We start from the raw sequence: 14,090 nt of genomic DNA on the forward strand, positions 1-14,090 counted from the left end.
CGGTGCGCCGGTGCGGCAAGCGGTTAGCTCTGGCAGGCTATCGACATAGGAACACGTGTTCCCCTGAATAAGCGTCAATTTGTCGGACACCCTGATAAACAGCCTCTCGACCGCAGGTTTCACGCGCGGGTGCTGTCAGACGGATTCGAACCAGTCTCTCCTGGGGCAGTGACCCTGCCCCTTATTCGGCGCAGAGGCCGCGCCACTCGGCGAGAGCGGCGGCGCGGTTCTGCTTGAAAAGGTGTCGGCTGGAGAGGCTGCGTTCCGTGTTGAAGAGGTTGTGGACCGAGGCATGGACTGCGGCGAATTTCTGTAACGTTCGCATACGCCGAAAGCGAAGCATGGCTCTTTCCCGTCGTCGAAATGGCAGGTGCGAGTTCTCGGCCCGATTGTTGAGCCAGCGGCCCGTCTCCTGCAGGTCCTCGACACCGAGCTCCCGCATCGCCGCACCGTAGGATCGCAACCTGTCCGTGACGTAGCGCGCGCATCGGCCATGCTTTTTTATTGTTTTCATGAGAAATTTCAGCGCGGCTTTCTTATCACGGGTCTTGGTGACGAAGCTCTCAAGCACTTCGCCCTCGTGGTCCACGGCCCTCCAGAGGTAGTGCCGCTCGCCGTTGATCTTCACGAAAACCTCGTCGAGATGCCACCGCCAGTGGCTTGATTTCATGCCCTCGATCCGGCGCTTCCGGATCTCGGCAGCAAACATCGGGCCAAACCTTTGCCACCAGAACCGGACGGTTTCATGGCTGATCTCTATGCCGCGCTCGTGCAGCAGGTCCTCGACGTTCCTGAGCGAGAGCGGGAACCGAACGTACATCATGACCGCTAGGCGAATGATCTCCGGGCTGCTTTGAAAACCTTTGAACGGATTGGATTTGGTCATGGCCGGACGCTACGAGCCCGCCCTGCGCCGCTCAACCTGAATCCTTCTGACAAGACCGTACGATGAAGTCGGAAGGTTGTGTCGCTTCCTGCAGACTTGCCTTTTCGTCTTCGACCCGGATGGCACGCAGTTCGTAATGATGGTCGCGCCCCGTACCGAGCGAGGACAGGTCTTCCATCAGCATCTCGAAGACCAGCCGACTCTCGACCGTCGAAGACAGCATGCCCTTGACGTTCTCCATGACGAAGGCGGCTGGGCGAAGCTTGTCCAGCACCCGGATGTACTCGCGGAAGAGGTAGTGCCGTGCGTCTTTCTCGGGAACATAGCCGACTTTGCCCTTCGACCGAGCGCGCCCGACCAGGGAATAGGCCTGGCAGGGGGGGCCGCCGATCAGGATCGTATCGTCGTATCCCGCCTTCAGATTCTCGATGGCGCAATCTATTGCGGACGCGGCGACATCGGTTCCAAGTTCAAGCGCACGGGCTTCGTCGACGGCATGCTTCCACGCCTGAGCGTCGACGGCTGACCAGTCTGGTTCGGTCTCAAGCCCTGCATGAAAATTGATGAACTGATCGGGCAAGGTGCCGTGAAGCGCCATGTATTCACGCAAGAACGCACGCAGCGTCAGGGTCCGATGGGCCGACGCCTCCTTCTCGACCGAAATGCCGATCCGGAACGGCGCATGGCCGTCCCTGGCAAGGGACGCAAATCCCTCGCCAAGCCCGCCTGGACCGGCAAACAGATCGACAATGCCGAAAGTGGAAGGCAAATCAGGCTCCTGACGAATTTCATTCAGCCGGTGTATACTAGGTTCAGGGACGAAAACCAGGACGGATGTGAACGATATCGTGGACCAGCAGACCCGTTCCCGGATGATGTCGGGGATCAGGGGAAAGAACACCAAGCCCGAGCTGGCTCTCAGGCGGGCGTTGCACACGCGCGGTTTCCGCTTCCGACTTCATTCAAGGAAGGTCCACGGGCGACCGGACCTCGTTCTGCCGAAGTATCGCGCCGTCGTCTTTGTGCACGGCTGCTTCTGGCATCGGCATGAGGGATGCCGCTACGCCACCACGCCCGCAACGCGCTCGGAGTTCTGGCAGGCCAAGTTCGCGGCGAACGTTGCACGGGACAGCGTCGTTCGCGGAGCGCTGCTTGATCAGGGTTGGCGCGTGGCGACGATTTGGGAGTGTGCTTTGCGTAAGGCCGAACAAGTCTCCGTGGCCACCGACCGTCTTTCAGAATGGCTGGTGTCTGTAGGTGACACGCTCGAACTCGGTGAAAACGAGGCTTCGGCACACGTAAGAGAAGGCGAGGACGCTGGCTCTTCCCGCTGATTGATCCAGCGCAGCAAGGCTATGATCCGCCTGTTGAATGTTCGATCCGGGTTCCTTTTCACGAACGCCACTGACATCGAAGTGTTCAGGTGGGGCGTCAGGAAAAACATGAAATTTCTGATAGTTACAAGCTATTCACCAAATCGGCGCAGTCATGAGATCCGGAGAATATCGGCCCTGAGAGACCGCCTCCGGGCCGCCTGGCAGCAGGGGCAGTGCTCAGCCCCAACCGCATAACCCTCGAATACAACGAGAAAATCCGGCCGCGGCCGGATCGGGAGAACGCTTCCGCTGTGGCAAGTGGCGGAGGAAGTGCCCTTCCAACTGGACCGTCTCCTGTGACCCCTGAGGGAGCTCCGGCAATCTGCAGGGTTTAACGGAGTTCTAGGGAACATTTCGTAATTCGACGCCGGTTCACTGGGCAATTCGATGCTGCGCCCACTGTCCGAAGGGCGCCGCCGGCAACGCGCAGCGTCCCCAACACACTGACTTGAATAGGTTTTCTTTCTACGCATTCGTTGTCGTGCGACCATGGTGGTCGTTCGAAAGGAAACGGAAATGCGAGAAATGTGCCTCAGTCAAATCGAGCTGGCTGCCCGATGGAGAATCAGCCCAAGGACACTTGAGCGGTGGCGGTGGATCGGCGATGGGCCGCGCTTCATGAAGCTCGGCGGGCGGGTGATCTATCGCGTCGAAGATGTGCTGGCGTTCGAACAGCAAGAACTGCGAGATTTGGAGGAGATAAAGGCTGGGCGCTGAAAACGGCGCTGGCATCGTCAGCCAAGCCCTGCGCGGCGACTATTTCTGACCTGCGCAGGGAAGTTACGTGCGCCGAATAGCCTGCAGTTCGCCACCACGCACCATTCCGCCCCTCCGGCCGAAGCCATAACCTCCATCCACATCTGCAGATAGAACCCCGTTCGAAAACAAGCACTTTACGCGCAATTTCGATTGCCCGCTTTCCTCCCGTCAGTTAGCGTCATCGAGAGCACAGAAAATGGGCCCGCATAGTTTGCGGGTCCACCGATCTGGCCCGGAGGTGATTTTGGAGAGCGACCGGTCGGAACTTCGCTGGGGTGTCGAGCAGCGCCTAGAGTTCATAGAGTTCCGCCTGTTCTGGGAGGGGCATGTGAACCGCAGCGATCTTATGGATCAGTTCGGGGTATCGGTGAACCAGGCGTCCACCGACCTGAATCGGTACATCGGCTTCGCCCCCGACAACATGCTCTACGACAAGAGCGCGCGAACCTATGTACGAGGCTCCGAGTTCAAGCCGCAGTTCCTCGAGCCTGACGCGAGCCGCTACCTTGCACAGCTGCGATCGGTCGCCGACGGGATCCTCGACCGCGAGGACGCCTGGATCGCCAACCTCCCGCCCTACGCGGCCGCCCCTACGCCGGTTCGTGGGGTCAATCCGGCGACGCTTCGTTCTGTCGTTGGCGCCATCCGCCGGTCCGAGGCGATCGAGGTAAAGTACCAGTCCCTGTCCCGCCCCGAGCCGCGCTGGCGCTGGATCGCCCCCCATGCCATCGCGTTTGACGGTTTCCGCTGGCACACTCGGGCGTTCTGCCAAACTGACGATTGCTTCAAAGACTTCCTGTTGTCGCGGATGCTCGAGATCCGAGGCTCGGGCGAAAGCGACAAGTCGGCCGGCGACGATCACGACTGGCTTTTCGAGGTTACGCTGGAAGTCGGGCCCCACCCCGACCTCTCGGAAACACAAGCGAAGGTTATCGCGCTCGACTATGGCATGCGAGGCGGCAAGGCGAAAATCAAGGTGAGACGTGCGCTCCTCTACTATGCGCTCAAACGCCTCGGTCTAGATACCGCCCCCGAAGCGCGCACGCCCCAAGACCAGCAAATCGTGCTGATCAATCGCGACGAGATTTTCAGCGGCATTCGAGCAGATGGCGCTCCGGAGGGTTCGAAATGAAGCCTTCTTCGTACACCGCGCCCAGTTGCCAGAAGCCAGCAAGTTCATTTGAGGAGAACCAGATTGGGTAAACAAGCGGCATTCAAGACCAACCCGGTCAGCTTGGAGGAGCTTCTCCGTCAGTGCGGGAACGGCAAGATTCAGTTGCCGGATTTCCAGCGCAGTTGGGTTTGGGACGAGGAACGGATCAAGGGGCTGATCGCCTCGATCTCGCAGGCGTTTCCGGTCGGCGCCTTGATGACGCTCGAGGTGAAGCCTGGTGCGGCTGATACCTTCGCACGCCGACCAATCCAGGGGGCGGATGCCGCAGTTGGCGACGACGCACCGGATCAGCTATTGCTGGATGGCCAGCAGCGCATGACCTCGCTTTATCAGACCTGCTTACGCCGCGAGGTGGTGCAAACGGTCACGCCTCGCCTCAAGCTCGTGAAGCGCTGGTTTTACATCGATATTCGAAAAGCAATGAACCCGGCCGAGGATCGCGAAAACGCCATTGTCTCAGTACCCGAGGATCGGCGGATCAAGTCGGACTTCGACCGGAAGATCGACCTCGATCTCTCCACCCCGGAACTCGAATACCAAAATCTCATGTTCCCGCTGAACCAGGTTTTTGACTGGGACGAATGGCAAGATGGCTTCAACGAATACTGGCTGGAAAACGACCCGGAGACACGCAAGCTCTTCAAGCCGTTCAAGGATGAGGTCCTTCAGAACTTCAAGGCGTACCAGCTGCCCGTAATCGCATTGAGCCCCGACACTTCCCACGAGGCCGTCTGTCTGGTCTTTGAGAAGGTGAATACCGGCGGCAAGCCGCTCGACGCATTCGAGCTTGTGACCGCGATGTACGCTGCCCGCGGCCATCGCCTGCGGGACGATTGGCTCGGCGCCGACGGCCAACCGGGGCTCCAGACGAGACTTCAGCTCTTTGGGCGGGCGGCCGAACAGAAGTTCGGCGTGTTGGAAAAGGTCGCGGCAACAGATGTGCTCCAAGCCATCGCCCTCCTGCATGGGGTCGAAACTCGTGCGGCCGAAATTGCCGCCGGGCGCAAGGAGTCGGAGCTGTCCGCAGTTCGGGCCACGCGTCAGTCGCTCCTCGACCTGCCGCTGGAGGCCTACCTGAAGCACCGCGCTGCGGTCGAAGAAGGGTTCAAGACTGCGGCAAAGTTCCTCCGGCAGAACCACATCTATCGGGTCATCGATCTGCCCTATCAGGGCCAACTTGTCCCCTTTGCCGCGATCCTCGCCATCATCGGGCCTAGGTTCGACCACGCTGCAGTGAAAGACCAGCTTGCCCGCTGGTTCTGGTGCGGCATTTTTGGCGAACTCTATGGCTCGGCCATCGAGTCCCGATTTGCCAAGGACGTGCTCGAGGTGCCCGCATGGCTTGACGGTGGTCCCGAACCCAGCACGATCACCGATGGCCGCTTCCGCCCGGAGCGACTGCGCACCCTGCGCACCCGTCTGTCGGCTGCCTACAAGGGCATCCACGCCCTTCTGATGGCCGAAGGCGCGAGAGATCTCCGCTCCGGCCAGCACTTCAAGGACACCGTGTTCTTTGACGAATACGTCGATATCCACCACATCTTCCCGCAGGACTGGTGCAAGAAGCAGAAGATCGAACCGAAGGTCTTTGACACCGTCGTCAACAAGACGCCACTCAGCTACAAGACTAACCGCATTCTTGGCGGCGTAGCACCATCGGTCTACCTGGAACGACTGGAAACAGGCGGAAAGGACAACCCGCCGATCGCCCGCGAAGCGCTTGACGATTATCTGGGGTCCCACGGGCTGGATCCCTCTTTGCTGAGGGCGGATGACTTCGAGGGATTCATGGCGGATCGGGAGACGCGGCTCCTTGCCATGATTTCAAAGGCAACCGGGCATGCGATCGTCAGGGCAGATTCCGTGCCGGAGGAAGGCGAGGACGTTCTCCAGGACGACGAAGGCTTCGATGTTCCAAGCCCGGACGCCGAGAGGGCCGCCTGAATGAAAGCGTTTGAGTTCGACCATCAATTGATCCGTGCTTACGAGCACTTTTCGCGTTCATTCAGCGCAATTCGGGCACCCGACCTGAAATCCGAGATCGATGCCCAGTACGACGCCGGAAAATTCTGGCCGGATGCCCTCTTGTCTCTGAACCCACGCTTCATGGCGGGGCCGACGGTCGATGAACTCGTCGCCACGGGTGATCTCGACGACGGCACGGGCAAGGTTTTCCGGTTTGGCACTACGCCTCTTCGCTTTCACCGGCACCAAGCCGAGGCTATCGCTAAGGCGAAGCAAGGAAAGAGCTTTGTCGTCACTACCGGCACGGGTTCGGGGAAATCCCTGTGCTTCTTCGTGCCGGTTGTCGACGCAATCATCCGCGCGCGACGCGCAGGAAAGCCGCGCCGCACGACGGCAATCATCGTTTACCCCATGAACGCACTGGCAAATAGCCAGTTGAAGGAGATCGACAAGTTCATCGCCGGTTCCGGTTTGCCCGATGAGCTCAAGCCGGTGGTCAAACGTTACACCGGTCAGGAAAGCCGTGAAGAGCGGGAGCGCATCGCAGCCAATCCGCCCGACATTCTCCTGACGAACTACATGATGGCAGAATTGCTTCTGACGCGTCAGGACGACCTGGACTCGAAAGTCATCTCGAACGCGTCCGGTCTCGAGTTCATCATTCTCGACGAACTCCATACCTATCGCGGGCGCCAAGGTGCCGATGTCGCGGTCCTCGTTCGACGCCTGCGGGACAGGTGCTCGCCGGACAAGGAGCCAATCTGCATCGGAACCTCGGCAACGATGGCCTCCGAGGGATCGGACGAGAGCCGCGCGCTTGCTGTCGCGAAGGTAGCGTCTCGTCTGTTTGGCACCGACATTGGCCCGGACGCGGTCATCGACGAGTCCTTGCAGCGCGCGACCGATGACACCCTGAAGACCGAGCACGTCCTTGGCGCTTTGAAGACGGCCCTAACTCAGCCTTTGCCGGACGCACTCGATGACGAAACCCTAAAGCGCCATCCGCTCTCGGTGTGGGCCGAACTCGAACTCGGATTGGACGATGGGCTTGAGCTTCGCAGGAAGAAGCCTATCCCTTTCGAAGAAGCCGTTGAACAGCTTTCTCTGGCCAGTGAGGTCGATGCCGAAACCTGCCGAGACTATCTCGAAAAATTCCTGACCCGGGTAAGCCTGCCGGAGCATGAGCGCGGCGGCACGAAGGACGGAGCCTTTCTCGCCTTCAAACTCCACCGTTTCATCTCCGGTGCCGGTGAAGTCTTTACGACGCTCACAGCCAGGCCGCGTCGGATCCTTCTTGAAGGGCAGCTCGAGGACCCCGAAGCACCCGGAAACCGCCTCTATCCCACGCGGTTCTGCCGAAATTGTGGCCAAGAATACCATGTCGTGACCAAGGTTGACGATGATGGGAGCTTGCGCTTTCTGCCCCGAAGCATCGACGACACACCGCTCGACACTGAAGAAGACGAAGTTGCAGGGTATCTCTGTCCGGTGACGCCCGGCGATACTGATTTTCAGTTCACTGGCGAGCTTGAGGGTTACCCCGAAAGCTGGCGAGAAGAGAAAAACGGCATTGAACGGCTGAGAGGGTATCGCAAGAAGCGTATGCCGGTATCCTACGTCGTGGGTGCTGATGGTCGCCACGGAGCGGGCGGAAACGATTTCTGGTTCATCCCGGGAAAGTTTGCGTTCTGCCTGTGCTGCCATGACGAACCGACGCAGGGGATGCGAGAGCGCAGCAAGTTGGCGGGGCTGTCCGGCGAAGGGCGAAGCTCGGCAACAACCTTGCTGGTCGCCAGCGCCCTGGAGTGGATGAACAAACCTGGCAGCAGCGTACCCGAGACGAAGCGGAAGCTTCTAGGATTCACGGATAACCGTCAGGATGCAGCCCTGCAGTCTGGCCATTTCAATGACTTCCTGTTCGTAAGCCTGTTGCGCGGAGCCATCCTTCGCGCGGTCATTTCTGCTGGCTCAGGTGGGCTCGCAGAAGACGAGTTCGGCCTGCAGGTGGTGAAGGCGCTCGGCTTTACTGCCGCCAACAAAGAGGCGCGACAGCATTGGCTGCTGGATTCGAATGCTGGTGCCATCATTCGTGAAGATGCCCAGCGGTCGCTCGCAAAGGTTCTCGCCCATCGTGTCTGGACCGACCTGCGTCGCGGTTGGCGCTTCACCAACCCCAGCTTGTCTGTCCTGAACCTGATCGACGTGAATTTCCTCGGCCTCGAAGAAATCTCTGAAGATCGCGAGCGCTTCATGGCCATCCATCCAGCGCTGGGAGACCTCAGCCTCGAACAGCGGCAGGCAATTCTAAAGGCGATTTTGTCCGCGATGCTCGAGGGCCTGGCTGTTCAGACCGAAGCCTTGGACCTGACTGTCCTCGACGGCGTGGCCCAGAAATCCCGAATGCTGCTTCAGGCACCTTGGGCCATTGACCAAAAGGAAAACCCGCGAGCGCGGTCCTCGCTTGTCCTGCGCGCGGGCAGCAAGAACGTCGTCACGCTGCGTGAAGAACAAACGCTTCTTCGGGCAGGTCCCAATTCGCGGATCGCACGGCTCGTGAACCGGAAGTCCGTTCTCGGCACAAAGCTGAACAAGGATGAATACTACGAGTTCATGGAAGGGATGCTTGCCTTCCTGAGCGACGAAGGGCTGCTGGTTCCTGTCGAACTCGATAGCGATGTGACGGGCTGGCGTCTGTCACCATCTGCGGTTCGGCTTGTGCCGGGACCGGCCCTCGATGATGAAACCCACCGCGGCAACCGATATTTCCACGATCTTTATACCGCGATTGCCAGTGATCTTGGCCACGGGCGCAGTTCCTACTGGGGGCTGGAGGGACGCGAGCACACGGCTCAGGTCTCACAGAAGCAGCGTGAATGGCGGGAATGGCGGTTCCGTTTCGAGCAGGACGACATGGACCATCTCGCGACCTCGGAGTACCGAACGGAAATTCGGGCGACTGGCGAGTCAGACCGATTCCTGCCCACGCTGTTCTGCTCTCCGACCATGGAACTCGGCGTTGATATTTCCGCCTTGAACGCCGTCTACCTGCGCAACGTACCTCCTACGCCGGCGAATTACGCGCAGCGTGCTGGTCGTGCCGGTCGATCGGGTCAGGCCGCGGTTGTCGTGACCTACTGCGCCTCGGGGTCTCCGCATGACCAGTATTTCTTTGAACGGCGCAACGATATGGTCGCCGGCGTCGTGCGGCCGCCAGCGCTCGACATAACCAATGAAGAGCTGGTCCGATCGCACCTGCATGCGGTGTGGCTGGCGGAAGCGAAACTGGCGCTTTCTCCCGACATCCCAGAGATCCTGGACCTTCACGGGGACAAATTCCCGCTGAAGGAAGACGTTCTGGAGGTCATCTCGAAACCCGCTCTGGTCTCGCAGGCACGGGGACCGATGGCGCGTGTCTTGAAGCAGATTCTGGCGTCCGAGGGAGGGCAAACCCCGATCTGGATGGACGACCCAGACGAGTTCGTTCTTTACACGGCCATGAATGCCCCAAAGGAGTTTGACCGCGCCTTCGACCGTTGGCGGGAGCTTTATAGTTCTGCCAGGACGCAATTGGCCGAGGCCAACAAGCGTTCGGAGATTACGGGGCTATCGGGAGCTGACCGGCGCAAGATCAAAGCCGCGCAAATGCAGGCCCAGGATCAGATCGCCATCCTCGAACAAGGCAAAGCCTCGAATGGCTCCGATTTCTATTCGTATCGGTATCTGGCAACAGAGGGCTTCCTGCCCGGGTACAACTTCCCGCGCCTGCCACTCTACGCGTTTGTTCCTGGCGAAGGTAAGACAGGGTCATTCCTGTCCAGAGCCCGCTTCCTCGCAATTTCCGAATTCGGCCCGCGCAGTCTGATCTATCATGAGGGCCGCGCCTACCGGGTCATGAAAGCCAAACTGCCGCCCGAGGTGCGTCAGGGCGACGGATCGGAATTGGCGACCAAGGATATCTACATCTGCTCCAACTGTGGCGCATCGCATGAGGGCGAGGTCGAGCGGTGCCATGGGTGCAACAACCACATGGCGGGTGAGGTCCCCATCAAGAAGACCCTGCGCATCGACAACGTCGAGGCCGCCCCGACTGAGCGCATCACGGCGAATGATGAAGAGCGCGTTCGGCAGGGCTTTGACATCCAGACCGTCTTCTCCTGGCCGAAGAAGGATGGGCAGGTCCAAGTGACCAACGCCAAATTCGTCTGTGGCGAGACTTCCCTCTTGGCCCTGCAATACGCCAACAGCGCAGAAATCAGCCGACTGAACAAGGGCTTGAAGCGCCGAAAGGACCAGACGGTCTTCGGTTTCCACATCGATCCGAGGTCCGGATACTGGGCGAAATCCGACGACGAGGACAGCGACACGGACGTCCCGCCGGACGTGGTCAAGCCGGTTCGCATTGTTCCGATCGTCCGCGATAGAAAGAATGCCCTGCTGTTTCGCTTCGAAAAGCCAGAGCAGTATGAGCCCGAGACAATCGCGACGGTTCAGCATGCGTTGCTGCGCGGAATTGAGGTGGTTTTCCAGTTGGAAGAGGGCGAAATCCTCGGTGAACCGCTGCCCGCGAGGGACAACCGTCGCGCAATCCTTGCCTACGAGGCAACGGAAGGCGGCGCCGGCGTGCTCACGCGCCTGATTGATGACGGAAAGGCAATCAACGAGGTGGCGAAAACCGCACTGGGTCTGATGCACTTCGAGAATGTGGATGCAGCGATTGCGGCGGGTGATGCGGATCTGTTGCAGGAGAAGAAAGACGGAAGCTGTGTTCGCGGCTGCTACCGTTGCCTGCTGTCCTACTTCAACCAACCGGACCATGAGCTGATCGACCGCTCCAGCCCGGAAGTGGCGCAATTCCTGATCGATCTTGCACGCGGCACAATTTCCCTTGCTGCGAAGCCGACCGCTGGAACCGTGCCATCACCATGGCTTGAGGCATTCAGCGCGGCAGGCATTCCCCAAGTCGATACGATGCCTGCGAGCTTTGGTGGGCGCGAATTCGAGTTCGTTTGGCGCGCTTTTGCGGTCGCCGCTACGACCGCTGACCTGACGGCAGAAGCTGAGGCAGACGCGGTAAACAAGGGCTGGGTCGTTTTTGGATTGCCTTCGGCGCCACCGGAAGGACTGCCGGATGGCTTCATGAAGAATTTTGAAGGTTGATATGACTGTGAATTTTACTCCTGGAGACCTTGTCAGAGCGCGCGGCCGTGAATGGGTTGCCTTGCCGACACCCGGTGAGGGCCTGCTTGCCCTGCGTCCTCTCTCGGGCAATGAAAACGACATCGTGGTTCTTGCTCCGGATCTGGAGCTTACACCGGTCGAAGCCGCTCGTTTCGACCTGCCTGACGACGCGCGCACGACAGTGCAGTCCAAGGCGGCCCTTCTTGCCGACGCGTTGCGACTGACACTCCGCCGAGGGGCAGGTCCGTTCCGATCTGCCGCACAGCTCGCGTTCGAACCTCGGACTTACCAGTTGGTCCCGCTTCTCATGGCCCTTCGGCTTCAGGTCCCGCGGCTGTTGATTGCCGACGACGTTGGCATCGGCAAGACCATCGAAGCGGGTCTGATCCTCCGCGAACTGATGGATCGCGGAGAAGTCGATGCGTTTTCGGTTCTCTGCCCTCCGCACCTCGTGGACCAGTGGATCACCGAATTGAACGATCGCTTCGGGATCGATGCTGTTGCCGTCACCTCCGGGACTGCCGCACGTCTGGAGCGCAACCTCCCATTGGCGCAAACCCTTTTCGATGCCTACCCCTTCACGGTGGTCAGCCTTGACTACATCAAAGCCGAGAAACGTCGGGATGGGTTCGCCAGGGCCTGTCCGGATTTCGTTATCGTCGATGAAGCACACGCCTGCGTCGGCACGCACAAGGGAAAGCAGCAGCGTTTCGACCTACTCCAAGGCCTTGCACGCGATCCTGCGCGTCGGTTGATCCTGCTGACAGCCACGCCGCACTCCGGGGACGAAGAAGCGTTCGCTCGGCTTCTGTCGCTAATCGATACGGAATTCGGGACCGTCAACTTCGACAACCAGAAGTACCGAGAGCGCTTGGTCAGGCACTATGTTCAGCGGCGGCGCGTTGACCTTGTCGAGGGCGACTGGGATGAGAACCGCTCCTTCCCCAAACACGAGACGACCGAATACTCGTATCGCCTGAACGACGAGCATCGGGCCTTCCAAGAGGCCGTACTTGATTACTGCTTCTCGGTCGTATCTCGGGCTGGAGACGCGCAAAAGGATCGCCGCCTCGCATTCTGGGGCACTCTGGCACTAATGCGTTGTGTCGGATCGTCACCAGCAGCCGCGATGAGCGCTTTGCGGAACCGCGCTTCCAATGAAGACGACCGCCTCGAGCCGCAGATTTATGACGAAGATGGCGATGACGAAGACGCCGTCGACATTGAGCCAAATACTGTCTTCTCAAATGATCCCGCTCTCCAAGGGCTACTTGACGAGGCCAGCGAACTTCTTGCGGTCGAAGATCCCAAACTGAACGCCCTGATCAAGGCCCTCAAACCCTTGATCAAAGACGGCGCCAACCCTGTCGTCTTCTGCCGTTACCTCGCCACGGCCGAACATGTGAAGGAAGGACTTCGTAAGGCCTTCCCCAAACTCAATATTCAGGCGGTAACGGGTGAATTGACGCCGGACGAACGTCGCGACCGCGTCGCGGAAATGGCGGCGGAAGAAAATGCCGCCACAGATCAGCGCATCCTTGTCGCCACGGACTGCCTGTCGGAGGGGATCAACCTTCAACAGCTGTTCGACACCGTGATCCACTACGACCTTTCCTGGAATCCGACGCGCCATCAACAGCGTGAAGGTCGCGTGGATCGTTTCGGACAGCCCGCCGAACTCGTTCGCTCGATCATGATGTTTTCGCCCGACAGCGCCATCGACGGTGCCGTGTTGGACGTCATTCTCCGCAAGGCTGAAGAAATCCGCAAGGCGACGGGCGTGACTGTGCCTCTCCCCGACGAGCGGGGACCGGTCACCGATGCGCTGATGGCGGCAATGATGCTTCGCCGTGGCGGTGGCAGCCACAAGCAGCTGACGCTGGACCTGCAAATCGGCGACGGTATCCAGGTGATGGAGACCCGCTGGCGCGATGCAAGCGAGAACGAAAAGCGGTCGCGCGCCCGGTTTGCACAAAACGCAATGAAGCCAAGTGAAGTCGCTCCTGAATGGGACAAGGTGAAGTCACTGCTTGGATCGCCAGCGGAAACGCTCGAATTCCTCGAGCGCGCGATGTCTCGCTTCGGGGTGCCCCTCGAGAAGAAGAAATCGCTGCAGTTCGCCCATGTGCACGCCCTTCAGGACAGCCTCAAGGAAAAGCTGGAGCAGCGTGGGCTGAAGGGCTCTCTGAAACTGGCCACGCAGGAACCGGTACCCTCTGGCGCTTCACTTCTGACAAGAACCCATCCGCTGACATCGTCCCTGGCAGAAAGCCTGCTTGAAGCCTCTCTTGACACCGAAGCGCTGCCGGATCTGGGCATCGGTCGTGTCGGGGCCTGGCCGAGTGCCGCCGTCACTCAGATGACGCGTGTCGCGCTCCTGCGTATTCGTTACAAGCTCACGGTTCATGCAAGGCGCGAGCGCCTTCTGCTGGCAGAGGAGGCCGCCCTCGTTGCCCTCGACAGCAACACGGTGATCGCCTCTGGCAGCGAGGCGCGCGCGCTGCTTGCCTCTCCCGCGACTGCTGATCTTGCGCCTGTTGCCCGCGACCGGATGATCAATACGGCGAAGGCGGCCCTTCCTGACCTGCTGGGCGGCCCGATTGCCGATTTCGTGCAAAAGCGTGCCGCGGAGCTGGTTGAAGACCACGCCCGTCTTCGTGCTGCCGCCGGTTCCGCGTCGCGTGTCAGTGTCGAGCCGATCATTCCCCCAGACGTCATCGGCCTCTTCGTTCTTGTTCCGGGGGAGGTGTAA

General features: G+C 59.9%; 8 protein-coding genes. 6 read left to right on the forward strand and 2 right to left on the reverse strand.

The annotated features are described in order from the left end of the window. Positions 1-181 precede the first annotated feature (181 nt). Together OEZ71_RS10905 and OEZ71_RS10910 are read right to left on the reverse strand one after the other, a co-directional pair. Positions 182-886, reverse strand: coding sequence for an IS6 family transposase (locus OEZ71_RS10905; RefSeq protein WP_263740027.1), 705 nt, complete (start codon positions 884-886; stop codon positions 182-184). Between the two features lie 31 nt (positions 887-917). Next, the gene (locus OEZ71_RS10910; RefSeq protein ID WP_263740028.1) at positions 918-1,655 is read right to left on the reverse strand and encodes a DNA cytosine methyltransferase; all 738 of its coding nucleotides are present in this window, start codon (positions 1,653-1,655) and stop codon (positions 918-920) included. A gap of 67 nt (positions 1,656-1,722) precedes the next feature. Between OEZ71_RS10910 and OEZ71_RS10915 the strand changes: the two genes are divergently transcribed. From OEZ71_RS10915 to OEZ71_RS10940, 6 genes are all read left to right on the forward strand, one after another. Beyond that, on the forward strand, positions 1,723-2,220 hold the full coding sequence (locus OEZ71_RS10915) for a very short patch repair endonuclease (protein ID WP_263740029.1): 498 nt from the start codon (positions 1,723-1,725) through the stop codon (positions 2,218-2,220). Positions 2,221-2,778: 558 nt separating this feature from the next. Continuing rightward, positions 2,779-2,979, forward strand: coding sequence for a helix-turn-helix transcriptional regulator (locus OEZ71_RS10920; RefSeq protein ID WP_071167189.1), 201 nt, complete (start codon positions 2,779-2,781; stop codon positions 2,977-2,979). Positions 2,980-3,265: 286 nt separating this feature from the next. Beyond that, positions 3,266-4,153, forward strand: coding sequence for a WYL domain-containing protein (locus tag OEZ71_RS10925; protein ID WP_263740030.1), 888 nt, complete (start codon positions 3,266-3,268; stop codon positions 4,151-4,153). A gap of 102 nt (positions 4,154-4,255) precedes the next feature. Further along, positions 4,256-6,139 carry a GmrSD restriction endonuclease domain-containing protein gene (locus tag OEZ71_RS10930; protein ID WP_263740849.1) on the forward strand — a complete coding sequence of 628 codons (1,884 nt, stop codon included), beginning with the start codon at positions 4,256-4,258 and terminating at the stop codon, positions 6,137-6,139. Then, positions 6,140-11,317, forward strand: a complete 5,178-nt coding sequence (locus OEZ71_RS10935) for a DEAD/DEAH box helicase (RefSeq protein ID WP_263740031.1) — start codon at positions 6,140-6,142, stop codon at positions 11,315-11,317. 1 nt (position 11,318) lies between these two features. Then, positions 11,319-14,090 (forward strand): DEAD/DEAH box helicase, encoded by a 2,772-nt coding sequence (locus OEZ71_RS10940; RefSeq protein WP_263740032.1) that lies wholly within the window; start codon positions 11,319-11,321, stop codon positions 14,088-14,090.

The sequence above is a fragment of the Albidovulum litorale genome (assembly GCF_025751495.1).
Lineage (GTDB): Bacteria > Pseudomonadota > Alphaproteobacteria > Rhodobacterales > Rhodobacteraceae > Albidovulum > Albidovulum litorale.